24 protein-coding genes are annotated in these 25,206 nt (G+C 46.9%); 10 read left to right on the top strand and 14 right to left on the bottom strand.

Translation table 11 applies throughout. The annotated features are described in order from the left end of the window. Nucleotides 1-350 precede the first annotated feature (350 nt). Complete coding sequence (locus tag ACSNJE_RS13700) at nt 351-476, top strand: hypothetical protein (RefSeq protein WP_282432168.1); 126 nt, start codon at nt 351-353, stop codon at nt 474-476. Nucleotides 477-681: 205 nt separating this feature from the next. On the opposite strand, the gene ACSNJE_RS13695 is transcribed toward ACSNJE_RS13700, so the two are convergent. The 6 genes from ACSNJE_RS13695 to ocwA form a co-directional block, all read right to left on the bottom strand. Beyond that, the gene (locus ACSNJE_RS13695; RefSeq protein ID WP_052219120.1) at nt 682-1,341 is read right to left on the bottom strand and encodes a YkgJ family cysteine cluster protein; all 660 of its coding nucleotides are present in this window, start codon (nt 1,339-1,341) and stop codon (nt 682-684) included. Between the two features lie 61 nt (nt 1,342-1,402). Then, a complete protein-coding gene (locus ACSNJE_RS13690; protein ID WP_495252876.1) occupies nt 1,403-1,744 on the bottom strand; it encodes a YlbF/YmcA family competence regulator in 342 nt (113 codons plus the stop codon). Between the two features lie 45 nt (nt 1,745-1,789). Continuing rightward, entirely contained in the window at nt 1,790-4,945 is a 3,156-nt protein-coding gene (locus ACSNJE_RS13685; RefSeq protein WP_474774393.1) for a phosphodiester glycosidase family protein, read from the bottom strand. A gap of 109 nt (nt 4,946-5,054) precedes the next feature. Beyond that, on the bottom strand, nt 5,055-5,918 hold the full coding sequence (locus ACSNJE_RS13680; protein WP_495252875.1) for a PHP domain-containing protein: 864 nt from the start codon (nt 5,916-5,918) through the stop codon (nt 5,055-5,057). A gap of 200 nt (nt 5,919-6,118) precedes the next feature. Continuing rightward, on the bottom strand, nt 6,119-6,385 hold the full coding sequence (locus ACSNJE_RS13675; RefSeq protein ID WP_013121425.1) for a YkuS family protein: 267 nt from the start codon (nt 6,383-6,385) through the stop codon (nt 6,119-6,121). 117 nt (nt 6,386-6,502) lie between these two features. Further along, entirely contained in the window at nt 6,503-8,080 is a 1,578-nt protein-coding gene (ocwA, locus tag ACSNJE_RS13670) for an outer cell wall terminal reductase A (protein WP_495252874.1), read from the bottom strand. 287 nt (nt 8,081-8,367) lie between these two features. On the opposite strand from ocwA, the gene ACSNJE_RS13665 reads away from it, so the two are divergent. The 5 genes from ACSNJE_RS13665 (at nt 8,368) to ACSNJE_RS13645 (ending at nt 14,029) form a co-directional block, all read left to right on the top strand. Next, nucleotides 8,368-8,679, top strand: a complete 312-nt coding sequence (locus ACSNJE_RS13665) for a 4Fe-4S dicluster domain-containing protein (protein WP_052219116.1) — start codon at nt 8,368-8,370, stop codon at nt 8,677-8,679. A 173-nt stretch (nt 8,680-8,852) separates the two neighbouring features. Further along, nucleotides 8,853-10,130, top strand: a complete 1,278-nt coding sequence (locus ACSNJE_RS13660; protein WP_495252873.1) for an O-antigen ligase family protein — start codon at nt 8,853-8,855, stop codon at nt 10,128-10,130. Then, nucleotides 10,120-11,817 carry an energy-coupling factor transporter transmembrane component T family protein gene (locus ACSNJE_RS13655; RefSeq protein WP_495252872.1) on the top strand — a complete coding sequence of 566 codons (1,698 nt, stop codon included), beginning with the start codon at nt 10,120-10,122 and terminating at the stop codon, nt 11,815-11,817. Before ACSNJE_RS13660 ends, ACSNJE_RS13655 begins: the two co-directional genes overlap by 11 nt. Beyond that, nucleotides 11,817-12,593 (top strand): hypothetical protein, encoded by a 777-nt coding sequence (locus ACSNJE_RS13650; protein WP_474659944.1) that lies wholly within the window; start codon nt 11,817-11,819, stop codon nt 12,591-12,593. The genes ACSNJE_RS13655 and ACSNJE_RS13650 overlap by 1 nt, the downstream gene beginning before the upstream one ends. Nucleotides 12,594-12,727: 134 nt before the next feature. Next, a complete protein-coding gene (locus tag ACSNJE_RS13645; protein ID WP_474774401.1) occupies nt 12,728-14,029 on the top strand; it encodes a DUF1015 domain-containing protein in 1,302 nt (433 codons plus the stop codon). A 157-nt stretch (nt 14,030-14,186) separates the two neighbouring features. Here ACSNJE_RS13645 and ACSNJE_RS13640 read toward each other — a convergent pair whose 3' ends face one another. Beyond that, complete coding sequence (locus ACSNJE_RS13640; protein WP_474774402.1) at nt 14,187-14,438, bottom strand: hypothetical protein; 252 nt, start codon at nt 14,436-14,438, stop codon at nt 14,187-14,189. Nucleotides 14,439-14,590: 152 nt separating this feature from the next. On the opposite strand from ACSNJE_RS13640, the gene ACSNJE_RS13635 reads away from it, so the two are divergent. Further along, nucleotides 14,591-15,334, top strand: coding sequence for an MBL fold metallo-hydrolase (locus tag ACSNJE_RS13635; RefSeq protein ID WP_495252871.1), 744 nt, complete (start codon nt 14,591-14,593; stop codon nt 15,332-15,334). On the opposite strand, the gene ACSNJE_RS13630 is transcribed toward ACSNJE_RS13635, so the two are convergent. Both ACSNJE_RS13630 and mnmL read right to left on the bottom strand, forming a co-directional pair. Continuing rightward, on the bottom strand, nt 15,318-15,758 hold the full coding sequence (locus ACSNJE_RS13630) for a ferritin-like domain-containing protein (RefSeq protein WP_013121433.1): 441 nt from the start codon (nt 15,756-15,758) through the stop codon (nt 15,318-15,320). The genes ACSNJE_RS13635 and ACSNJE_RS13630 overlap by 17 nt on opposite strands. A gap of 93 nt (nt 15,759-15,851) precedes the next feature. Further along, the gene (gene mnmL / locus ACSNJE_RS13625) at nt 15,852-16,826 is read right to left on the bottom strand and encodes a tRNA modification radical SAM protein MnmL/YtqA (protein WP_495252884.1); all 975 of its coding nucleotides are present in this window, start codon (nt 16,824-16,826) and stop codon (nt 15,852-15,854) included. A gap of 159 nt (nt 16,827-16,985) precedes the next feature. Between mnmL and ACSNJE_RS13620 the strand changes: the two genes are divergently transcribed. After that, a complete protein-coding gene (locus tag ACSNJE_RS13620) occupies nt 16,986-18,362 on the top strand; it encodes a DEAD/DEAH box helicase (protein WP_495252870.1) in 1,377 nt (458 codons plus the stop codon). Nucleotides 18,363-18,483: 121 nt separating this feature from the next. On the opposite strand, the gene ACSNJE_RS13615 is transcribed toward ACSNJE_RS13620, so the two are convergent. The 3 genes from ACSNJE_RS13615 to ACSNJE_RS13605 form a co-directional block, all read right to left on the bottom strand. Further along, nucleotides 18,484-18,774, bottom strand: a complete 291-nt coding sequence (locus tag ACSNJE_RS13615) for a hypothetical protein (RefSeq protein WP_013121437.1) — start codon at nt 18,772-18,774, stop codon at nt 18,484-18,486. 87 nt (nt 18,775-18,861) lie between these two features. After that, entirely contained in the window at nt 18,862-19,623 is a 762-nt protein-coding gene (locus ACSNJE_RS13610) for an ABC transporter permease (protein ID WP_495252869.1), read from the bottom strand. 27 nt (nt 19,624-19,650) lie between these two features. Next, complete coding sequence (locus ACSNJE_RS13605) at nt 19,651-20,361, bottom strand: ABC transporter ATP-binding protein (protein WP_495252868.1); 711 nt, start codon at nt 20,359-20,361, stop codon at nt 19,651-19,653. A gap of 279 nt (nt 20,362-20,640) precedes the next feature. On the opposite strand from ACSNJE_RS13605, the gene ACSNJE_RS13600 reads away from it, so the two are divergent. Next, nucleotides 20,641-21,138, top strand: coding sequence for a 4Fe-4S binding protein (locus ACSNJE_RS13600; RefSeq protein WP_052217361.1), 498 nt, complete (start codon nt 20,641-20,643; stop codon nt 21,136-21,138). 266 nt (nt 21,139-21,404) lie between these two features. Beyond that, on the top strand, nt 21,405-22,763 hold the full coding sequence (locus ACSNJE_RS13595; RefSeq protein ID WP_495252867.1) for a citrate/2-methylcitrate synthase: 1,359 nt from the start codon (nt 21,405-21,407) through the stop codon (nt 22,761-22,763). A gap of 242 nt (nt 22,764-23,005) precedes the next feature. Here ACSNJE_RS13595 and ACSNJE_RS13590 read toward each other — a convergent pair whose 3' ends face one another. Continuing rightward, nucleotides 23,006-23,689: a helix-turn-helix transcriptional regulator gene (locus ACSNJE_RS13590; protein WP_052217363.1), complete on the bottom strand. Its 684-nt coding sequence runs from the start codon at nt 23,687-23,689 to the stop codon at nt 23,006-23,008. A gap of 290 nt (nt 23,690-23,979) precedes the next feature. Then, nucleotides 23,980-25,146: a multidrug effflux MFS transporter gene (locus ACSNJE_RS13585; protein ID WP_474774660.1), complete on the bottom strand. Its 1,167-nt coding sequence runs from the start codon at nt 25,144-25,146 to the stop codon at nt 23,980-23,982. Between the last annotated feature and the right edge of the window lie 60 nt (nt 25,147-25,206).

The following is a 25,206-nucleotide window of genomic DNA, read 5'->3' as shown; positions in this document are numbered from 1 at the left end:
CTCACCTCCCTTATTTGCTAAAAATATTTTACAATATATCCCTGAATGAGTCAACTACTTTATGTAGTACTATATTTTGTAATTTATCTTTCATTTATTGTGCATACAAAATGGGTTCGGTCATCACCGAACCCATTTCAGACTGTTAACCAAGGGCACTCTGTTAAATTGGCGGAGGTTAAATGTTTCCGGAGCGGGGCTATAATTTAATGCGCCGGGTTTTTTCATGGAGAGGTGGGTGAAGCAGCATTTTGGAAGGGTGGGTGGGGTGTCCCGGCTACCCCGGAGCTTTGTGCTGCAAAACCTTGCCAGAAAGGCAGAGAAAACCGTTATGGAGGTCAAACAATAAGTTGCGACTTGGTGGAGGGCGGCAAGCCTGTGTTAACGACAGTGAGGGCTTGAAATCACTGTTTCCGGCACGGACGCCGGAAACCCGGCCATTGAGCCATGGACGGCGATTTGGCCGGGTTCAGTGATTTCAACCGAACGGAGTTTACACTGTCTCCGCCCGTAACCTTGGAGCAACGGTTGTTTACCTCCATAGCGGAACTCACGGCTGTGGTTTTGCAGCATCAAGCTCCCTGGTAGCGGAGAGCCCACCCACCCTTCCCTCTCCTTCAATCAGACAATATATACGATGAGGACGTGATGTCTTTGTCTTCAATCTGACAGGTTCGGTCATCACCGAACCCATTTCAGCTTTTCCCATAATTGCGGGGTACATAAATCCTTTAAAAAAACCTCATCATAAGAACGTTTTCCTTCAAATGGAGTAGGCAACCAGTCATCTTCGTGCAAATCCAGGTCTATAGCTTCATCAATCTTAGGCTCTATAATCCCCTGGCGGACCATTTTTAACCAATCACGAACCAGTTGGTCTTCGCCGGTATTTACCACAACTTCCCTCAAACGAGCCGCTCGCCTGGAGGAAGGACAGCAAATGTATGTTTGGCAAACCAGCGGCCTCACCTGATACTGGCAGCACAGTCTGCTGTCGGGCGAATTCAGCCGGCAAATACCATCGGGCCCCAGTTGCAATGTTATATCTACTGCCCGGCCGTGAACGTAAATGTAAATGTATTTCGCAAAAAGCTCCTCTAGTGGGATAACCGACGATAACTTAACCACATCTATTGATGTTAGAGGTATACGTTCCTGGCAGCAAACATTGCAAGCCATACAAGTACCCGCCTGGGCCTTTTCATGCCGGGGCCTGGCAATACCGCTTTCCTCAATGAATAAGTTGATTGCCGCAAGGTAATCGGCTACTGTGGCATCCTCTGAGAGAATTAGCACATCATAGCCCTGTTTGTTTTTCTCGGACCGTACTTCTACTTTCATCGATATTGCCTCTCACTGTGTTGCATTGGATACTACCCCCTAAGCTGTCAATCAAGCAGTATCATGCATTTTTCTCAAACAAATCCAGGCCTTCGCCAATTATCTTCTGAATATCAGCCATCAACCTGCCGAATTTAAACTCTGCCTCCAGGTAACTCTTAATTTTTTGATTGGCTGTAATAATCTCCTGCATTTTATGCAGGGCTTCCATTTTATCTGCCGGAGGCTTCTGCCCCAGCAGGCGGGCCTTTTCTACTTCCATCTGGCGATTACGAAAATCCGTTAGAATTTTCTTGGCTTCCGCATCGCCGTCAATCAACTGTTTCGCCCTGGCAAATTCCTTATAGTATTCATTTTCTCTGATAGCTCTCGCCAGGTTGTGAGCCAGGTCATAAACGTTCAAACCGCAGCCCTCCTTTTCATAAAAATTTTAATTGTTCTATAGAATCTATTCAGCGGTATTCATATAATATTCCAGCATGTTGGCCAGTACAACAGTCGCTTCCGCCCGGGTAGCGGTATCCTGAGGTCTGAATAAATTATTACTGCCTTTCAGCAAACCGGCAACCTTGGTATTCCTGATTGACTGGACAGCCCAGGTAGGTATTTTGCCGGCATCGGCATAAGCCGACGGCTGTTTGCTGTCGGGAAGTTGGAGGCATTTATTAATGATGACAGCCATTTCAGCCCTGTTAATCATTTTATCTGGCTGGAACCGACCATCTGCATATCCGGCTACGATACCCCTCTCAACAGCGGCGGCAACAGCTCCCCGGGCCCAGGCAGGAATACTGTCTTTAAATTGCAGGTTCTCATTATCAAATGACCAGCCGAACAGGTTGGAAAGGAGCACCACAAACTCAGCCCTGGTGACCCCCTTCTGAGGCAGGAAACGGTTGCCCGGAAAACCGGAAACAAGACCTTTGGCAGCCATTTGCTCTATCTGTCCCCTGGCCCAGGAGTTATTTATGTCATTAAATACCGGAACGGGCCGGACATCCTGCAACAGCGCAAAAAGCCCCAGTTGCTCCGTTTTGGCCGTAACAATGCGCCTGTCTTTATCAACTTTCTGTGGCACCTGGGTCCATTTTTGGGGTCCCGGGTTCCATTTCATCAGGCGTATCCTGTTTATGTCGGCGTTTCCTGTATATTTCACAGACAATGTATAAGGTTTGGCCCTTCGAGCTGCCGTATTGGAGGATGATTTCCCGGCAATTTCAAAAGCAGGCAGTACCGGATTGAATCCGGGAGTTGCCATATCAAGCATCCATTTTTCTGACATTTGTATCTGTTGAGCAGGAAGCGCATTGGCCGGGATGCTGATTTCTACATTATCTCCTAATTTCCCTTTAGATACCGTTCCAGGCTTTATGTCAATATAAGTATATTGAGGTTCAGGACTCAGCGCGGACAGGTCCTGAGGCGTCACAGGCATCAGCAAGGTTAGTTCATCCAGGGCTATAAACCCTTTGTTCAGACGGTTTTTGTCGGTTTCCACCACATAAATGGAAGATAACTTAACGGGATATTTTATGTCGGCAGGGAATTTTCCGGTTACATATTTCCACCCCTGCCAATTCACGTTTTTGGCCAAATCAACCAGTGTTTCCTCACCATTGGCATCAACCAGTTTTGCCCTGAGCCAGTGGTTATTGGCACCGTTGCCGTAAACCCAGACACCCAGCCCCAAGGGATGGCCCGGCAAAGTCAGGCCGTCGCCGAATCTTCCATAAGCAGCCGCCGTCGTCCCTGCCTTAGTTAAATCATATTCCAATATGCCGGCGCCTGTTCCTCTAAAAACGGGTTCACCGGGAACTGCCGCCCGGAAGTTTCCCGTTACTCCCGCCGGATACCCGGCAAATTTGTAGGCTTGAAATGTCTCCAAGCCGGAATAAGGTTTTTCTGCAGTTCCAATACTGACAGGAACCACAGCTTTCACCCCATCGATAACCGCCGTCAATTGTCCTGTTCCTTTGGTCCCGGCGGCTATAAAGGATTCGCCCGCTACCTGACCTACCTCGCCCTGAACTTCCCACTGGACCTCGGTTGCCTTGACATTAAACCTGATACCGTTCTTGGCCGTAACAACCAAAGACAATGCGACGCTATCGTTTTCATTTAATTCTATGGCGTTCGGGAATACCTCCACCTTCGCAATATCGGCGGCGCCCAAGATATGAATATCATAAGCTTGCTCCACTCCGTTCACGGAAGCAATTACCTTGGCATCACCGCTCTCATGGGCAGTCAGGACATTACCCTCAAATGTACCTAAATCCGGCTCAACCCGCCATGTAATCTGGGATGGTTCCACCTTGTAGGGGTTGTAGTGTTCATCGTAACCTTTTGCTGAATACGACCTAGTTGTTCCCACCAAAAGATACCTGTCTCCGGTTATCTTTAAGCCCTTGAATTCTCCTGCCGGGGCGGTGGAAAAAATACCGATTCCCGTGGGAACTGCCCGCTGACTCGTATATACAGGCTTGTTAATAAGGGAAATAGAATTATCGCCCAACAGTCTGGCAGCCATGGTAGAAGAACCGCCGCCGTCAAGGTTTATAGCCTGCCAACAGCCAAGAGAGGCCATAAAATCAGCCAGTTCCTCCTGGGTCATTCCCCTGGAACCATTACCTCCGTCGACAACCACCAGGTACATGGTCTTGCGGTCCTGGGTGTAACCTATACTGGTCCGGGCCCTTTTACCGGTTATATTCTGAGTAAACCAGCTCCGTTTGCCATAGTTCACAAGCATGGCTTGTCCACCTACGGCAGCCTGAAGATTTTCCCCGCCGGGAGTAATCCGGTAGCTCACAGAAACCCCCGTTCCCGGCTTGAGGTTTTCCTTTACCCATGCTGCCGCTTTACCGTTTGCCGACAGCACGTACCCGTTTTGAGGTATAGTCACACCCGGCATGTTGGTGCGAACTTCCCTCACTATGTCGTTTTCCACCACAACTTCCACTGTTTCCGTCAACTCAGGTAATTTCCCCCGGCTCTTTTCACCCCAGCGCGGGGTGTAAAGGTTGAGTGTATCTTTGTCGGAGGAAACGCCATTTAAGGCCAAATAGGTAGGTTTATTAACCCCAAAGAGGGGATAAGTCTGTCCATTGGCAGCCTTTACCTGCCCTTCAAAACCAAAAATATTGATCATTGGCAGCTTATCGGCAGTGATACCGAAACCATACATATCATTACGCTGGGCCGGGGAACTGATAATTTCCCCATCCTGAACCGTTAAACCGATAGGCGCCTTCTCATCCATCTGAAAAAAGTCCCCGTTAATCCCGGCAACTGCCCCGGCATTTTCGGTCATTTTTGTTATCGCCGTGGCCCCTGTCAGTTTATTGCCTGTCCCCACCATAGTGTTAACCTGTACATAAGGATTTGTTAAATCCACTTTCATGACGTATATTTTCAGGGTTCCTTCAGACGTATATTGGGTAATTGTCTGGATAGTCACCCCTTCGGCAATAGGTTCCTCAAAGTTATCTTCATTGATTACCGTGTAAGCAAGAGCATCACCTGGAAAAACAACGGAAACCAGCATAAAACATACAGCCAAAACCAAGTTGAAAACCCTGTTTAATAACTTACTCCGCTTCAAAAGACCATCTCCTTGTTCATTTTGAATGTTTTACACTATAATTATAACGCATCGCTATCCAACAATAAACATTGTTGGTAAAATAAGTGTCGAAAAAAATACTGTCCTGCTATTTCTTAAAAAGCTTTTTCGCCTCTTTAAGTTGGTCAAGAAGCTTATAGGGAATTCTCAAATTTCCGGAGCCCACACCGATTTCTATTTCCGGCTTGTTGGAACCGTGAAAATCGGTGCCTCCGGTAACCAAAAGCCCATAATCTCGGGCAAGTTTCAGGTACAGTTCCGTCTCTTCGGAAGAATAGGCACTATAATATGCTTCAATACCCTGTAAACCGTAACCCTTTAAATTTTTTAACTCTTCCATGAGCAACTCTATGGAATTATACCCAAGGTATTTAGGGTGGGCCAGAACAGGTATGCCACTGGCCTTTTTAATCAGTTCGATTCCTTGCCGGGGCGTTAGTTTCTCCTTTTTAACGTAGGCGGCCTTCCCTGCACCGAGATATTTATCAAAGGCCTCCTCGAAACTTGCCACATAACCTTTTTCGACCATAACTGCCGCAAAATGCGGACGACCGACCACTTTCCCGCCGGCCTTTTCGGCCACTTCCGCCATGCTTATGTCCATGCCCAGGTCCCTTAACTTCTGAAGCATCCTGGGGTTGCGTTCTTCGCGGTAACGGCGCAGTTCCTGGAGAGCTTCGGCCAAATCCCGGTTATTTATATCTATAAAATAGCCAAGGATGTGCATTTCCCCGGCCGGGTGCTCTACACTTATTTCTATACCGGGAATTAACTCAAAATCCTGTTGTTTTGCTTCTTTTAAAGCCTCCGGTAAACCGTCTATAGTATCGTGGTCTGTAATCGCCACCGCTGCCAAGTTCCTTCCCTTGGCATATCTAATAAGCTCTGCGGGAGTCAGGGTCCCGTCCGAAGCAGTCGTATGTACATGCAAATCAATTAATCCTTCCAGCATACCTGTCCCCCCAAAATTTTTATTTTAATTCAAATATCCTAAATTCTTCTAGCTTCGCCATTATTTTTCCTGCACTTCCCGCAATTGTTTCCTGGCCGGTATTAAAAATCTTGGCCTTTCAACATGACCATTTTAATTTTATTGCAGGGTTACCAATTCGGTGTATGTCTGAAGCTTAAAAAAGAGGCCTGTCAGGCCTCTTAATAACGTACTTGCCCAATACGCCTCTTCAGTTCGTCATGCACCTGCTCCGGGCTCATCCCCCTTGCGTTTATAACAGGAGAATCGGTTAAAACCGTGTTCATACCCATTAAGTTGTTATCCTGCCCGGAAACAATGATGGCATCGCAGTTCTTCAATTCTGCGCCTGTCTGCGTATGCGGATCAAGACTTACAATCTCATAACCCTGAGTAGATAAGTACTCGCTTATATTGCCAAGGGTTCCTTCCACAGCTACTCTCTTCATGTTCTTCCTCCTTTATTAGTGGTTTATTAGTATTATTCAAAAAACAGGACATCTTTATTCCAAAACCCGCCGTCATAAAATAAGGCCCGGTAAGAACCGGGCCTTCATTCAAACCATTTATTGGAGTTTCTGTTCCGCAGCAGTTAACAGCTTAACGGCCAGATCATAGTTGTGTACGCCGTTACTACCGTCAGCAGCTACAATGGAGTAATAAGTAAGGGCCTCTTTATAAGCCTGGGTATTGGCAGCGGCTTTCTTGGCGTCAAGCTTAGCCTTCACCTTGGCTAACCGACCTTTAATGTCATTCTGCCAGGTATCAATAACATTCTGCAGGTAATCCTGGCTTGCTCCCGGATGGCAGGAGGAACAGGAATCAGGCATGCCGTTTGCTTTGCCGTCCTTGGGCATAACTACCTTCATCAGGTGGCTGGCTTTGGGTCCTGCAGTTTTGGGCATGTGGCAATCAACACAAGTTACGCCGGCCTTATACATTACACTTGGAGAATCGGGGAATCCAAGGCCGATTTTGCCTTCGTTCATTTCTTTGTGCGGATGGTGTACTTCTTTACCTGCCACTATGCCCCCCTCCGCATTGTGGCATTGAGTACAAATTTCCGTTTTGGGTTTCCTTAAGAACGCTTCCTTGGTAGCCGCTGGGTCATGAGAAGCGTGGCAAACCTGACAGGTTACGCCAAGCTTGGCATCATTCATCGTTACTGTGGTTCCTTCTTTGGCGAGGTAAGCTTCAGCAGAGTGACATTTCAGACACCTGTCCTGAGCATGGCCATTTCCTTTCAGAGTTTCCAGGGCAGTAGCATGGCCGGTCATCAGCCATTCAGGATACTGCAGATGGTGAGAGTTTTTCGCATGCTTGGTAGGCCAGAACAATTTACCTTCCTTGTCTCCCTCGACAGAAACTACAGTGTAATAATCCGCCAGTTTCTTGCCGGGTACGTACTGGCCTTCGTCATTATACGGATAACCGAAAGGTTTCCCATCGGGCGTTTTGGCAACAGAATCTCCGCGGCTGTGACACTGACCGCAGTTTTCCGCATCGTAAGATATAACCATTTTTTCGCCCCGTGGATTTTTAATGTGCTTGGCGCCGGGGCCATGGCACTGTTCACAGGTAATACCGAAACCGGCAAAAGCCTTTGCGGCTTTAGGATTCTTGTCGGTAGGAACAGTCAATCCGGTTACGTGGCAGCCCGCACAGGTGCTGAGCCAGGGAGTGCCTTCGCCAATGGCTTCAGCTTCAATTTCCCATTCTCCCTTGCCGGCATCCCAGGATGCCCACATAACAGGATAATCATCAGCCGGTACACCGAAGGTACCTTTCTTGCCGACCAATTCCTGTACCTTCAGAGCGCCGGGTTTACCCAAAAGAACATATTGAATGTCCTCGGCTTTAAAGTTTAACATCTTAGGATAATTGCCTTCAAAGTTTCCAGGTAAAGCCTTTGGGTCTTTGGTTACATCTTTGATAAAGTTTCCGTGGCTGGTTTCACTCCAAGCAGAGTGAACGTCACTGTGACAGGTTTTGCAAGCCTCATCACCGACATACTCAGTATTCTGGGCTACTGCAGGTCCGCTGTCCGCAGGCTTTTCAGCTTGCTCTTTGCTACAGCCTACAGTGAAAGTGGCAAGAAGCAGAATCATAAGGATAATACCGAGTTTGACAGCCTTTTTGCTCACAATTCATCCTCTCCTTTCACATATATTCGGCTTCCCCCAATCACCCCTGATAAATTCCAAACATCCCCCCTTAAGTTTAATCAATCAATTATTGTTACTATCTTATTTAATCTTTTCAACATAAGGTAAAGTTTTCCTCCATTTCAGTCAAAAAATTGCGCAATTTGTAAAATTTTGACGATTCTCTTTTGCTGATTCCCCATGGATATTTAGAAGTATTTTGGCAAATCCTAATTGAGATTCCTTTACATAATTACATCTGAAATCTCAGGAAGGAGGCGAGATAAATGGAGAGACAATGGGAGGTTAATACTTATGAAAATGAAAAAGGTAAATTCAACCTTTACCCTGGTTTGTGTAAAGGCTGCGGTTTATGTATCGAAAAGTGCCCCGTCAAAGTTATTGAATGGTCAAAACAACTGGGATTCCTGGGGACACCGGCAGTCCTACCCAGAATGGATGGCTGTATTGTTTGCGGCACATGCCAAACCGTCTGCCCTGATGCCGCCATTCACATTGAACGCTTTGCCAGAAAAGCGCCTCCGATGGCCGCTCCTGTGCGAGAAACAGCCGACCCCGCCACCCATAATAAAAAATAGAACCCGGGCAAGCTTATTCTAGCTGTTTGATAAATTTAAAGGGAGGTTAAATGTTTCCCGAATTATTTAACCTCCCCTTAATTTCAAATACTACCTGCATTGTAGCAGCTATTTCCTTGTGGTATAATATCGTATGATATGCAAAATTCCACGCTCTGTGTCAGGGAGGTACTATGCACAAAGTTAAACATTTCCTGTCAGATTACATATCGGGTGAAAACCTGCTGGAATCAGCTTCTTTTATCTTATTGCTGATTATAATGGCTTTTCCCGCCATTGATTACCTACTCCGAAATATTTTAAGCATCCCCGTTCTTTCCTCTGCGTGGGACGAGCTTTTGTTACTGGCCGGACTGGGCCTGGCAGTCCTGCATCGGTTCAGTGACAATCAGCATCAACCCGCTGCTGCCGTCAATCACGCTATGCTGGTTTTTTTTCTTTTGGGCATAGCAATGGTGGTCATGGATTTATCCACTTTCGCCGTGAACGTAGAAGGTTTCAGAGCAATTTACGAGTATATCCTGTTTTTTTATGTTGGATTTTACCTGGCCGGAAAATATCCGCAGACGCGGACTCTTTTGTCTGTAGCCATGGTAGTAGGCGGCCTTATCGCTCTTTACGGCATATATCAATATATTGTGGGAGCCCCCATGCCCGGTCGCTGGGTAGATGCCGGCGAAGCAGTTCATACCAGGGCTTATTCTATTGTGGGCAGCCCCAATCTGCTGGGCAGCCATATGGCGCTGCTGGCGCCAATTGGCATGGGACTGTTTATGAGTACAAAAAACAAACTTAATAAGATCTTTTGGGCAGTTTTGACCGTAATAATCCTGACCTGCCTGGTCCTTACCCTGTCAAGGGGTGCCTGGCTGGCCTTTGTCGGGGCGCTGGGGATTATGGGTATTTTCTATGATAAACGTATTTTGGTCGTTGGTCTGATAACGGTCATTCTGGCGGGGATTTTTGTCCCGACTGTAAAAAACAGGATGTCCTACCTGTTCTCTGCTGAATACATGGAAAAAAGCGCTCAGAGCGGCCGGATCAGCAGGTGGCTGGCCGCCTACGACCAGATGCGCACAGACCCGCTATTCGGAGTCGGCATGGGACATTTCGGCGGCGCTGTGGCCAAAAGGACCTATAATTCAATTTCTGTAGACAATTATTACATGGGTATGCTTGCTGAAACGGGCCTTTTGGGCCTGGGCTTATTTTTGTATTTAATTTTCATCGTTTTAAAGAAAGGTTTTGATGCATGGAAAAGCTTGAAAGCCCCGGAAAAACGATATTTGGCCGCCGGAATCCTGGCCGGGCTACTCGCTATAGCTCTGCATAACGGGGTGGAAAACATTTTTGAAAGCCCATACCTGAATTCCTATTTCTGGACAATGTCAGGCCTGCTGGTGGCCTTATCCAGGGCCGAAACCGATAGGGGTGAACCATATGAAGAATAGTCCTGCCCAAATTTTGCTGGATATATGCATAACTGTCCTTTTTGCTTTGTACGTATTTTTCTTTTACCAACTCCTTATCATACCGGCTGTTCTGGACTGGTCTGTTTACGGAATAGCCCTGTCGGTCCTTCTGGTTTTTCTCCTGGCCTGGTCTCTGCCTGCCACGGTCCGAACCAAATGGCTTGTGCTTGCGGCGGTTTTTCTCCTGGGTGTCAAATCACTCAACAACCTTCAGGACAACAGTCTATCGTGGCAAATTACAGGTGGGGCGATTATTTTCTTAATTTTGCTGGTAACAGGATATATCGCCGGTCGTTTTCACCTGCGTCAGTTTGTAACGGCTTTTTTAATTGCGGTAATGCTCACTTATACTGTTGACCTGACTCAAATCCCTTTCTGGTCCGAGTTTTCGGTAAAATGGAAAAGCCCTCTGCTTTACCCAAAACAGACTTCCGTAGATTATTTCCCAGTCCAGGTGGCCGATATTGACAGAGACGGACTGGCAGAAATCATCACCCAGGGCAACCCGAGGAAAGCCAGGGACTACATCACTCATCATACCAGACCTCCGAAGGAGCCCCTTGAAGGCGAGGAAAACCAGGTTCTGGTCTACAAATGGTCCAATGAGGGCTTTCAGCTTATGGCTCCGGGCTCCTATGACCCGGAGCCGGTCTTAAGTGCCCTGAAACCGGATTATATCAGCCTGCCATATTATAAAATGAAGTGGGAAAAGAAGGCCGGCGGACAATTACAGCAAAAACTGATACCACAACTGAACGTAACAGGTTTGATGGACCTGGCCCTTAATTTCGGTATGGCACCTTTCAGTTCTCTGCAACTGAGTCTGGAAAGTGTGGCTTCGAGAGACAGCAGTATAAAACAACTCTATAAAAATATGGATATGCATGTGCAGCCGACTACAACGATGCTGGATTATAAAAGCCGTATGCCCGTGGACAGTCAGGAAGCCAAAAACCTGTTCATAGACGGCTACAATTTCTCCGGCGAATTTGCCGGACAAAAATTCAGGGGCACTACAAAAGGCACCGGAATTATGGCCGGTGGTAATATGGCGGGCAACAAAAAGGTAGCCATTTTGTTGGGTAAATCTCTGGAAGTCCTTGCTCTTACCGGCCCGCAGGCCGGTTCCCTTCTGGCAGAATTGACAGGCGAAGACGTGAAGGATGTCAGTACGGGCGAGGTGCTGATATCCGATATAAATAATGACAATATGGACGAAATCATGCTCAACACGGAATACGCCAAACTTTTGCAGTTGAAACCCGACGGACAGTGGAAAGTAATCTGGAGCAGCCGTGATGACAGTTTCCGTTTCGAGGACTTCAACACCCTGGGTTCCGGTAAAAAACCGGAAATTATTGCCCTCTCTAAAAGCCTGGTGCGCAATAACCCCACCCGGTACATAACGGGTTATGAACTGACGCCGGAGGGCCTGAAAACCAAATGGCGTGTTTTCACCGGTCTCATCAACCTGCAGGCGGCTGATGTGGACGGTGACAGGGAAAACGAATTAATCGGGTATCTTTACAAAAACCACAGGTTATTTGTGCTGGAAAAACATGATATTCCCGTTACCCAGATTCTTTACGGGATAACAGGCTTACTGATCGCCTGGGGCATGTATATACGGCTTTATAAAAACCGTAGGTCCGGGGAGGTGCGCTGATGCGGAAATCTTTACAAACACTGTTATTTGTGGCAATATGTATATCACTGCTAATGGGCGGATGTACTTACCGGTCCGGCCCCAAAAAACTGGGAAAAGCTGAAGAAGATAAACAAAAGTATACCGTAAATCCCAATGCAGCAGCCATCATCCGGAAAGCCATAACCAAGACAGAGGCCCAGGGCAGGAAATTCTGGTTTAACGGCTGGATAGTAAATAAAATTCAGAAACGTAAGACCACCAGCATGTATGACGGGACCTTTGTCCGGGGTAAGGGATACCTGGTGAACGCTCGTGTTCTGGGACAGCAGTTCAGGTATTACCGGTGGGGCAGGGAAGCCTATATGTCCGAGGGAGAGGAATGGGTAAAAGCTCCCCCGGCGCAGGAACCGCCCGATCCCTTTGCCGGCTTCAGCCTGATGAAACCTTACGCCAACAAGGCCAGGCAACTGCCTGACGAAAAAGTGCTGGGCCGGGAATGTTATGTATTTGAAATCAATCTCACCGGCCGGGAAGTCCGAAAAATCTCCGAAACATTAATGTCGGCATCGAAAAAGCCCCTGGAAAACCTGCTGCTGGACCGGTTAGAAATGAAGTACCGACTCTGGATCGGCAAATATGACAACTATATTTACCAAATAAAAACGGAAACCGTAATGCCCGTTCCCCAGGCCGGAAGCATGTATCACGAAGTATACTTCCGTTTCTGGGACTACAACAGCAAAAGCGTTACTCTACCGGAACCGGAAAACATAGAAAAATACCTCAAAAAATAATGGATTGTGACCAACGGTCATTTTAAATACCAAGCAGCCTGATGGACAAAATCCGGTTTTTCGTTGAAAATGGCTATGGAATATATTAAAATTAATGGAAAGTCCAAAAAGAGACAAAAAAGGAGGAGCACTAAATGGCTGTAATAATTCCATTCCGGGGTCTGAGATACAACCTCGACAGAATAGGCGATCTTAATGATGTCGTTACCCCACCCTATGATGTCATCGACCCGGCCGGGCAGGAAATGTTTTACGAGAAAAGCCCTTACAACATTATCCGGTTGGAACTCGGTAAGAAATATCCCACCGATACCCCGGAAAACAACCGCTACACCAGGGCCGCCGAAACTCTGCGCGCATGGGTTGAGGAAGGCATCCTGGTTAATGACCCGAAACCATCCCTTTATCTTTACGAACAGGAATTTGAAGCAAGAGGAGCAAAAAAGACCCGCTCAGGTTTTATAGCCGGAGTACAGGCAGAAGATTACAGCAAAGGCGATGTGCTGCCCCACGAGGAAACCCTGCCGAAACATAAAGCCGACCGCCTCGAACTAATGCTGACTACCGAGGCCAACTTCAGTCCCATCTTTGGATTGTATGCAGATAAAGAACACAAAATCGAAGCCATACTGGAAAAAGCCAAGGGAAACCGGCCGCCCGATGAAGAGGCCGTGGACAGTAACGGTGTGATCAACCGCCTTTGGGTCATATCCGATGAAGAGGCGGTTGAATCCGTTGTAAAACTGATGAAAGACAAAAAGATATTTATTGCCGACGGGCATCACAGGTATGAGACCGCCGTAAACTTTGGCAAAGAAATGGCCGCCCGGGGTAAAGAAGGGTTTAATTACCTGATGGTGGCCCTGGTCAACCTGTATAACGAAGGGCTTGTGGTCTTCCCTACGCACCGGCTGGTCAACAACATCGCTGACCTGGATGTTGACAGGCTGCTGGCCGGCCTGCAAGAAAATTTCCATGTGGAGGAGGCAAAAGATGTTGCTCTGCCGCAGTTTATTGCCGAGTTGGAAAGGCGCGGAGCTGTTAATCCCTCGTTTGGCCTCTACACCCAGGAAGGTAAATTCTACTGGTTAACCCTCAAGGATATCAGCATTGTGGACAGGCTCGACCTGCCCGGCCATTCGGCTGCCTGGAAGCAACTGGATGTTTCCATCTTACATACCCTTATTCTTGAAGGTCTGCTGGGCATCGGTAGCAAACAACGGGCTGACGAAAGCAACCTGAAATACGTCCGGGAAGACGATGCCGCCAAAGCCTTTGTGGATAGCGGCGAATATCAGTTGGCCTTTTTCATGAACTCCACCAAAGTGGAAGAAGTTACTGCCATCGCCACCGGCGGTGAAAAAATGCCGCAGAAATCAACCTTCTTTTATCCGAAGGTGATTACCGGCATGGTCATGAATAATTATAAAAAATAAAGGCTCATGTTGCTTTAATATTGGCAGGGTAGGAGGGTGTCTCCGCTACCTGGGAGCTTTGTGCTGCAAACCCTTGCCGGGCAGGCAGCGTTCCCGAACTCGATGGCTCATATAGCATTTCTGATAAGTCAGGCCGCCTCCCGTCCGGTCACTCAACCTATGTTGAGCGCCGGACTTCCCGGCGGCCTTCGCCATCTTCGGACATGCGGGAACTCCCTGCCTGCCCGGCAGCGGTTTTGTGGGCGCAGTCGCTCCCAAACGGTAGGCGGAGAACCCTGCCTACCCTGCCTTGGGTAAGGGTGAGAAAGAGGCCGCTGCCCGGTGAAACAACAAGTTGCGACTCAATAATTTCAACCGAACGGAGTTTACACCGGCTCTGCCCGTAGACTTGGAGCAACGGTTGTTTCACCGGTGTAGCGGCCTCCACAAAGCAAAGGCTGTTTCACCGGTACAGCGGCCCAAAAGTACCGGTGCAGCGTCTTTTCGCAGCTCAACCTACGTCTTTGAATCGGAAGCAGGATATTTCTACCCTGCTTTTATTTTAGCCGGAGGGAAAAAGAAATGGTCCTTTTGGGTCAAAAATATACATCCTTTAAATCAGTTAACTGTCTTCTGGCAGTTTTAATTTCTGTAACCTTTTTGGTTACCGGGTGTGTAGAACGGCCGAAAGACGGAAAAAGCCCGGAAATAACGGTATATCCAATCCCCGGAGACAATGACGCTGCCAACAGTTACATTGTCAGCAGTGGCGGCAAAGCTGCCGTAATCGATGCCGGAAAACCGGCAGAAATTATGTCCAAATTGGAAAAAGAAAAACTCTTGCCCATTTATGTAATCCTGACCCACGGGCATTTTGACCATATCATCGGCCTTACTGCTCTCAAAGAAAAATATCCTTCATTAGAAGTCTTTATCCATGCGGCTGACCAATACAAGCCGGCGGACCCGGTTAAAAACCTGTCCGCTTTATTTGGGTCCAGGGTGAAAACCGGAGTGCAAACCGTTCCATTGTCGGGGCGGTCTGCCCTTAAAATAGGTCGCGTCACTCTGGAAATCATAGAGACGCCGGGGCATTCGCCGGGCAGTATCTGCATTAAGGCCGGCAATCTCCTGTTCAGCGGCGATACCCTCTTCAAAGGCGCAGTGGGCCGTACAGATTTCCCCGACAGCAGCCCCGAAGCTTTAACTGCTTCACTAAAAAAACTCCTAGCCCTCCCGGATAACACAGTAGTTTATCCGGGGCACGGTCCGAGCACCACTCTTGGTACCGAAAAAGAAAACATTATTTCTATTTTGGATAAATAAAACTAAACCGGTCAGCGTGTTCCATCTCATCAATCATGATTTCAAATAACAGGTCTCTTATGTGCATATCCCGGGTCGCCAACAGCATGGCCCGGTAAAACTCTGCCGCCTCCAATTCGTCCTGAAAAGCTTTTCTTAACCCAGCCTTATAAGTGGTCTCGGTCGGAACGGGCTCTTCTACCGCCGGATAGCGGCCCGTAAGACTGTAATATAACCGGCGCAGTTGGCACAAATGCTTTCTTTCATCATCACGGGCATGTTTTATTTGCTCTTTGTCAAATTCCTTCTCGGCCATATCCATTAGCTGCGTATAAAACAGCGCCGCCTGTGCTTCATCATTGGCAGCCTTCTCCACATCCCGCAAGAACTTACCAAAATTGTCAAACAGAGACCGATGGTCGGTGGGATAGTGATAAGGAAACATAACATTATCACCTCAACAGTTTAGTTTCCTTATAATCTATGCGCCCACCCCCCAAAAAGTTATTAATTTATCAGTGGTTAAAAGTTAATAAGTTTACCTTTCCACCAGTTTCCCGGCAAAAAGGGCCTTGCCGTTTAGATAGTCAAATTTGGCCCCCTGCTTGGTATCCAACCGTTCCATCGTCTCCTCGATCAACTGTTTGATCTTCCACCAACTCGTGTCCCAGTTGCAAAAATACATGTTCCCCTGCGGTCCTTTGCCTACCAGCCTTTGGATGACTATAGCCGGGTCCAGGTATTCCAAAAAAGTCACCACCCGCCGCACATATTCTTCCAGGGAAATGACCTTAAACTCCCCGCGACTGTACATATCGCCCAAAACCGTCCTTTTCACTATATACAAGGAATGCAATTTAACATAATCAACCCCCAGGGCCGATAATATCTTTGCGTTTTCAATAACATCGGTTTCATCATCCCAGGGCAGGTTCAGGATGATATGGCTAACCACCGCAAATCCTCTCTGCTTGATTCGCAACACGGCATCTATAAACTCCGCCAGTCCGTGCCCCCGGTTGATTTTCTGCAGCGTATGATAATTTACTGTCTGCAGGCCCAATTCTATATCAATGGCCAGATTCCGTTCCCTTTGCAGGGAGGCCACGAAATCAAGATAAGCGTCATTTATACAGTCAGGCCGGGTGGAGACAGAAATCCCGATTATATCTTCGTCCTCAACAGCTTCCCGCATATTGCTACAAAACCGGTCAAAAGGCAGGTAGGTATTGGTAAAGGCCTGAAAATAGGCAATAAATTTTTGCGCATGGAAACGCTTCATAAAGAATTTTTTATTTTCCCTGATCTGTTCCCTGACCGTGAGGGTGTTGGGCAGACACTCAAAACCGGACCCTTCCTCATCACAAAATATGCACCCACCGTGCCCCAGCACACCGTCCCTGTTCGGGCACGTTCCCGGTATGTTTACAGGCAGTTTATAAACCTTTCCGCCGAATTTTTCAGCCAAGTGGCTGGAATAATCGTTATACCTTTTTCCCTCTGCCAATCTCATCAAATCCCCATTTCCTTATCTGGTCTCAGTGATATTGTACACCGATAACAGGCCAATATAAACCCTATCTTTACAGGGAAAACAAAAACTACCTGCCATGCCTTTAAATTTGCAGGTAAATACTAATTGCGTAAATCTTTTATCGGGGGTGGTTTCCTTTTGCTGCAGTGTTTACAGGATTTGCCTTTCAAACCACACCAATACCAGATCGAAACGGCACACCGCATACTCCACCAAATGGACTGCCGGGCCTTAATCGCCGACGAAGTGGGACTGGGCAAAACAATCGAGGCAGGACTGGTGATTAAAGAACTGGTTCACCAGGACAAAAACAGGAACATCCTGGTGCTCACCCCGGCAACACTGCTACACCAATGGTGTGACGAGCTCTATAAAAAATTTGACCTGAATTTCTGGATTTGCCGTAAAGGACCATGGGGTTGGGATTATAACTTTGTGATCGGTTCTCTCGATAAAGCCAAGCGGGCCGAACACCGGGAGATGCTACTTTCCCGTTTTTACGACCTGGTCATTGTCGATGAAGCACATAAGCTGAAAAACAGGAAAACTGAAAACTGGAAACTGGTCAATGACTTAAAAACCAGGGGATTGATATTATTGACTGCAACCCCACTGCAAAATAACCTGGAAGAAATCTATAACCTGGTCAGTCTGGTCCGCCCTACCCTTTTCAGAGACTATAAAAGTTTCCTGGAATACTACCAACTGCATCCCAAGGCCCTGATGGCCGAATTGAAGGATAAGCTGTCCGATATAATGATTCGCAATCTCACCAGGGACCAGACAGAAAAGAAGGTCCAGAGAAGGGTACAACTTATACCTATCAGGTTGCGGCCGGAAGAAAAACAGATCTACGAGGCCCTGCAGGAGCTGAGGGGGTCCTTTCTGCGCCTAACCCTGACCAAAGAGTACTGCAGCAGCCCTTCGGCTTTGTACGCCACTTTGCAGAATATGGGCCGGGATGAACTACTGCCTCTGCTCGAAGAATGCCCCCTGCCCATGAAATTATATCATCTGCAGGCTATTTTGCAGAAACATCCAGGTAAAATCCTAGTCTTTACCGAATACATGCAGACGCAGTTCTTTATCGGGCGCTGGCTCAACGAATTGGGTATCAACTTTATCCATTTTAACGGCAAGTTAAGGCGCAATCAAAAAGAGTACACCAAATGGCTGTTTCAAAACAAAGATTACCGGGTCATGATATGCACCGATTCAGGAAGCCAAGGCTTAAACTTCCAGTTCTGCAACGTGATAGTAAACTTTGACCTGCCCTGGAACCCCATGAAGGTGGAACAGAGGATTGGCCGGATTGACCGCCTGGGCCAAACCGCCGACGAAGTATACGTATATAATTTCGTGCTGCAGGATACGGTAGAAGAGAAGATTTTTCACATTCTGAGCAGTAAAATCGCCCTGTTTAAGGAATGTATCGGCGAACTGGACAACATTCTGACCGGCGATGAAGATACAGCAGAAAATGAGAAACTGCTGAAATCCATGCTCAGGCTTTAACAGTTGCCCAATGTTTCCGGCTGAGGTAAAATTAAAATAAGTAAAGGCTGTGGCCGTCCACCTGGGACAGGTGGATGTCAATATTGACGGAAAACCGGTGACCGGTTTCTGACAGTTTTTCCTACATTATTTTTGATATGGTATCAAGAACCACCAGGGATAATCCCGCCATGAAAAGAATCAGGCCAAAGTTAATTAAACTCTCTTTCCAACCATGGTTTTTAAATAATTTATTAAAAAACAAAGTTGTTCCGACCAGGTAAAGAACAGGAACAACAGCCATAAAAACTACGGAATGGGCCTCTTTGCCCGGCATAAATGCATAGGCCGTCATGATTAACAGAACGAAAAACCAAAACAAAAATCCGGTGACAAATGAAACGGCTAATTTGATGGGCAATAACGAATTCATCTCATTCACCTCTAATAACATTTTTCCACCAAAAGCCGTTTTTGTATGTGACCGATGTCACGAAAAAAATTATTTTGTTTGGGACGGTTATTTGGTAAGCAAATCAGTTCGTAATTGATAAGCAGCGGTAAAAAAACTGCGGTAAGCCAATGTACTTGCCACAAAGCAGGATATACTCACAGCCGCGCTGATCATAAACACCACCATGATTTGATAACGTACGGCAATAACTGGATTTGTCCCGGCCAGTATTAAACCCGTCATCATGCCCGGTAACTGGACAATACCCATTGTTTTCAGGGAATCAATGGTTGGCATCATGCCCATTTTAATTGCTTTCTGCAGGCTAACGACAACTGCCTGCCTGGGCGTCGCTCCCAGAGATAAAGAAGTGATAATCTCCCAGCGTTTTTCTTCGATAGCCTGTCTCAAACGAGTCAACGTCAGGCCTGTAGCAGCCATGGAATTGCCGATCACCATGCCGGCCACGGGGATAGTCTCTGAGGGAACAAAAGCAATTGCCTGTACAGTTATAAGAATGGCAAGGGTAATGGAGGCTCCTGCCAGAATGGCGGAAGTGGTAATAAAAAGTACTCTGGGAATGCCCTTCCCTCTTTTGGCGGCATTTACTGAGGCTACAACGGTCATAACAAGCAGCATCGCTAACGTGAACCGCCAGTCGTTGAGGTCAAATATGTATTTGAGAACAAACCCGATCAAAAACAGTTGCACAACTGCCCGGACCGTACCGATAAAAATTTCTTTTTCTAATTTTAGGTGTTGCCAATATGAAATAAGCAGGGTAAAAAGAACCAATCCCGAAGATGCTAAAAGCGCCGCGTTGCTCACTTTATTCCCCCCTATTTTTTCCACTGGTTAAAAAAGCCTGGCCTGACGATAAGCAGGGTCCGTCAGAATTGTTTCAGTGTCTCCAAAAGCCGCTGCCCTGCCGTTGATCAACACAAGGATTTTGTCGCTGATACGCCGGGCCTGCTCCAGGTTATGGGTAATCCACACACAAGATAGACGTTTTTTCTTTTTTAAAAGCTGGACAGTCTTTTCCACCACGTCTGTTGAACCTGGATCCAGGGCCGAGGTGGGTTCGTCCAGGAGAAGGACCGCCGGTTCATTGGCAAGGGTTCTCGCCAAGGCAACCCGTTGTTTTTCCCCGCCTGAAAGCTCACTTACTTCCCGGTCCAGTGCAATACCGCCCAAACCGGCCAGGTCTATATATTTCCTCAGGTCAACTACACTATCCCGGCCTGCCAGAAACGGCCCATAAAGGATATTTTCCCTGAGGGTACCCGGGAATAAGACCGGCTGCTGCAGAACCATGCCTATTTGCCGACGCAGTTCCAAAACAGGGTAGCAATTTAACGGTTTGTCCAGATAATATATGCTGCCTTCAGTGGGGTCTGCCAGCCGGTTCAGCAAAAAAAGCAAGGTACTCTTCCCCGCTCCTGAAGGTCCGACGATGGCAACAGTTTCACCTTCCAGCACTGAAAAGCTAATGTCCTGCAGGATAGTTTTTTCACTCTTACGAAACCCAACCCCATTTAATCTCAAGACTTCCTTTTGCCCTTCCATCTTATCCTTCGCCGCTTTCTGTCAAAAATTGTTAAGCAAAGAGCTCTTTTCTTCCGGCATTAATTACCGGTTCTGAGTTTATTATACCATGAAAAACGTCCTTGCTAGATAAGATTCTGTAGGGGCTTCGCTGAATCTGGTTCACCAGGAGACTTGCCGCAGGATATATCAAACCAAGGTTCCCTGCATATTCGAAAAATTTTCTATTTGTAAATAAAAATCCGGCATATGAAAACAATAATAACGACTGGTAGTAAAATAAGCGAGGTTCGGGAAATAATGAGTAAAAAACTGTCACTTACCGATTGGGTCTGGATTATTCTTATCGTTTTTTTAATAGCGGGCTGGTTTTATCCCCCTATCGGGATAGTAGCCGTTGTATGTATGGCCGCCCCCGTAGTATATGGTTACGTTAAAGGCGGCCGGATATGGTGCGGTTCTTTTTGTCCACGGGGTAGTTTTTTGGGTAAGATAATAAGCCGCATGAGTACCCGTGGCAAAATCCCCAAACTACTTACCACAGATTACGTAAAAAACGGCATATTAATTTTTCTATTGGGTAATTTTGCCTGGGGCATCTATAAAGCCCATGGCAACCCCGCCCTCATCGGCCTTGTTTTTGAACGGCTGATTTTGATTACAACCTTTTTTGCCATTGTACTGGGCATAAAATACCAACCCCGGACATGGTGCTCCGTTTGCCCCATGGGAACCCTGTCCACCTTTGCCGTGAGAGCCAGAAAAAAGCTGGACAAACACAATAAAGACAAAAGTTAAAGCTGCCGCCGGGCAGCTTTTTTTCGGCAAAACATTCCTAAAGGTGAGTATCTTTATTTATAGAATTATTTTAACTTATAGTAGTAATTCCCCGGAGACACAAATGTGCACAAAAGCCACAATATGTTACGGGCAAAAAACGAAACAAATCTTGCCTTAGAGGCAGGAAAATGCATTGTTTTGGCAGAAAATAAGTAATTTACGGTCAAATCACACAATATATTTGAGAAATTATTAGCCTTGGCGTGATAATGGAGGTCTACGATATGAGCAATAAAGAGTACCTTGAGTTTATTGACGAACTTACTGTACTAGCTAAAACCAATAATAAAATTAATACAGAAAGTTATACAAAATACGATGTAAAAAAAGGTTTGCGCAACAGTAACGGAACAGGTGTATTGGTTGGGCTTACCGAAATCGGCGAGGTACACGGCTACATCGTTGACGAAGAAGAGGTAATCCCTGTTGAAGGACGCCTTACTTACCGGGGGATTAATATCCAGGACATTGTTAACGGTTTTCAAAAAGAAGGGCGCCACGGTTTCGAGGAAGTTTGTTACCTGCTCCTTTTCGGCCAATTACCTAATGCCGAACACCTGGCTAAATTCCGGCAAATGATGGGTAATTACAGGCTCTTACCGGAAGGCTTTATGCGGGACATGATTCTGAAAGCGCCCAGCAAAAACATCATGAATAAATTGGCCCGCAGTGTTTTGGCCTGCTATTCCTACGACCCCAACCCCGACGATATCAGGATTAAAAATGTCCTCAGGCAGAGTATTGAATTGATCGCCCGTTTCCCTGTTTTTGTGGCTTATGGCTATCAGGCCCTGGCCCATTACCATAAAGGGCAGAGTATGTTTATTCATAAACCCCGGCCCGAACTCAGTACAGCGGAAAACTTCCTATACATGATCAGACAGACGGGAGAATATACCAAAACAGAGGCTGACCTGCTTGATCTGTCACTGGTCCTGCATGCTGAACACGGTGGCGGGAATAACTCAGCTTTCACTACCCGGGTGGTATCTTCCACCGGTACTGATACCTATTCAGCCATTGCCGCAGCTGTGGGTTCCCTGAAAGGGCCCAAGCATGGCGGAGCCAACCTGCAGGTTATGAAGATGATGGAAAATATTAAAGAGCATGTTACCGACTGGACCGATGAAGAAGAAATCGAATGGTACCTGGAAAAAATCCTGACCCGGGAAGCTTTTGATAAATCGGGGCTGATTTATGGCCTCGGGCATGCTGTTTATACCTTATCAGACCCACGGGCGGTACTGCTGAAAAAGAAGGCTTTCGACTTGGCTCAGGAAAAAAAACGGCTGGACGAATTCAATCTCTATACTACTATAGAAAAACTGGCTCCCAAGGTCTTTGCGCGGGTAAAAAAGTCAAAAAAGCATCTCTGTGTAAATGTAGACTTTTATTCAGGTTTCGTTTACGATATGCTTGGTATTCCCAGTGAACTGTGTACACCGCTTTTTGCCATTTCCAGGATAGCCGGCTGGTGCGCCCATAGGCTGGAAGAACTCATCAGCGTAAAGACTATTATGCGACCGGCTTACAAAAGCGTAGTTACCAGAAAGGAATACGTGCCCCTGGCGGAGCGGCAGTAATAAATTAATTTCCAGCCGGGAAGGCAGGGAGTTCCCGCATGTTCGAAGATGGCGAAGGCCGCCGGGAAGTCCGGCGCTCAACGCAGGTTGAGTGCCCGGACGGGAGGCGGCCTGACTTATTAGAAATGCAATATGAGCCATCGAGTTCGGGAACGCTGCCTTCCTGGCAAGGTTTTGCAGCACAAAGCTCCGGGGTAGCCGGGTCACCCCACCCACCCCTCCTATAAACCCGCCTGGTAGATTTACCCCAGTTTCCTGAACTGACTGGGCGTCCTGCCTTCTCTGCTTCTGAAAACCCTCGTAAAGTAGCTGGGCTCTTTAAACCCCAGTTTTTCTGAAATCTCATAAATACTGTATTTAGGGTTGCGAAGAAGTATCTTGGCTTTTTCTATCCTGACTTTGGTCAAATATTCTATTACCGAAATCCCTTCAACCTCTTTAAACAAGTGGCTCAGGTAATACTGGCTTATGTGAACAGATTTGGCTATGTCCTCCAAGGTAATTCGCCTGTGGTAATTTTTTAAAATAAATTCCTTAACCTGCTGTACCAATTCCTCTCCTCTGGGGTTTTTTGCTGGCCTACTTTCGATATAAGCCTGTAAAATCTGGCGGGCAAACTGAGATACGCCTTCAATCGTTTTCAGGCCCGCAATATAAGTTACAAAATCGTGGTTTATCTCCGAAATTTTCCCGTAATCAGCTCCACTGTCAATTGCCGCCCTGGACAATACCAGCATGAGTTCCAAAACCCTGACCTTTATTACTTCAATATTATAAAGTTCCATTCTATATATATTCATAAGTATATCATCAAAAATATCCCAGACATGGTCAAGTTCTCCTACCCTAATCTTGCTTGCCAGTTCCCGTTCCTTTTGCAAAAGATGTTGATTGCGGTTTTTAGTTATAGTGACTAAAGGGCTCATCACTTATGTACTCCTTTCGAATTCCTCTTAGTTTTCTTATTTGCCCAGGACAATTTTCTCCACAGCAAAAATGTATCTACTTGTATATACATGTATTTAATTATAAATTACCACGCTGTCTTCCTTTTGTCAAGAGCAGAAAATGACTAAGTCTAACTATCTTATTAAGAATTTTTACCAAACAAAAAAATGACAATATTCGAGAGAATATTGTCACCCCCAGTAATTGACATATAGCTTATAAAAACCTGTTTGCCAACCTCTGTCCCGACCCCTTACTCCTACAGGTTTTAAACCTTGGCTATTCGCCGGCGTATTAGAAACATATAGCACAGAACTGACCCAAAGCCGGCGGCAGCAATCACTACACCTAGAGGTATGGCTGTATGGCTCCCGCCAAGACCGACAAGCGGGGCGGCGAAAGCGCCTAAAATAAATGAGAGCACTCCAAGCAACCCCGATGCGCTGCCTGCCGCATGCCCCTGATTTTGCATGGCCAGCGAAAAACCTGCAGAGCCCACAATCCCAACACTCGAAACTACCATAAACAAAGGTGGTAAAATGGGGAATAATCCTGCCTTAGTCAATATTGCGCCAAGAAGCGAAATGCCTCCTAAAAACGATATTCCAATTCCCGTGGTAAACAGTTTGGTTTCACTGACTATCCCCGCCAGTCTGCCGGTAACCTGACCGGCAATAATAATTCCAAAGCTGTTAATTGCAAATAACAGGCTGAACGTCTGCGGTGAAACACCGAAAATATTTTGCAGAACGAAAGGCGAACCGGAAATATAGGCAAACATGGCCGCAGAAACCATGCCTTGAGCTAATGCATATCCCATAAAAGTGCGGTCGCAAACCAATTGGCGCAATACTCCTAAGGTGTTGCCGATCCCTCCCCTGGCCCGGCTTGCAACAGGCAGTGTCTCAGGTATCCAGAAAAAAACTGCCATAAATAAGCTAATCCCCACAACAGTCAAAACAACAAACACTCCGTGCCAGGAGGTGAACCGCAAAAGCTGGCCCCCCGCAATGGGTGCAAGGACCGGTGCGGCACCGTTAACCAACATTAAACGGGAAACAAATTTGGTTAGCTTTGACCCCGAATAAAGATCCCTGGCAATGGCGCGGGCTATTACTATACCCGCAGCTCCCGCCAGGCCTTGCAGGAACCGCAGCACAATCAGCATCCAGGCAGAAGGGCTAAGAGCACACAGCAACGACGAAACCGAATAGATTATAAGCCCACCGAGTAATGGTACACGGCGCCCGCGTATATCACTGAAAGGCCCGGCCAGTAATTGTCCTAATGCTAATCCTAAGAGAAAAGAAGTCAAGCTTAATTGCGCGAGGGATGCAGTGGTATGCAAATCCCTGGCCAGCCCAGGCAAGGCCGGTAGATACATATCAATGGATAACGGCCCCAATGCGGTCAATGCGCCCAGCACTATGGCCATCCGTACCCGCTGTGGTTTTGGAGACAATCGAACTGAAGTCGTAACACTTAAACCTTGTGC

It is taken from the genome of Thermincola sp. GK-1 (assembly GCF_059412445.1).
The sequence above is the reverse complement of the archived record's forward strand: the minus strand, read 5'-3'. Positions and strand labels throughout refer to the sequence as shown.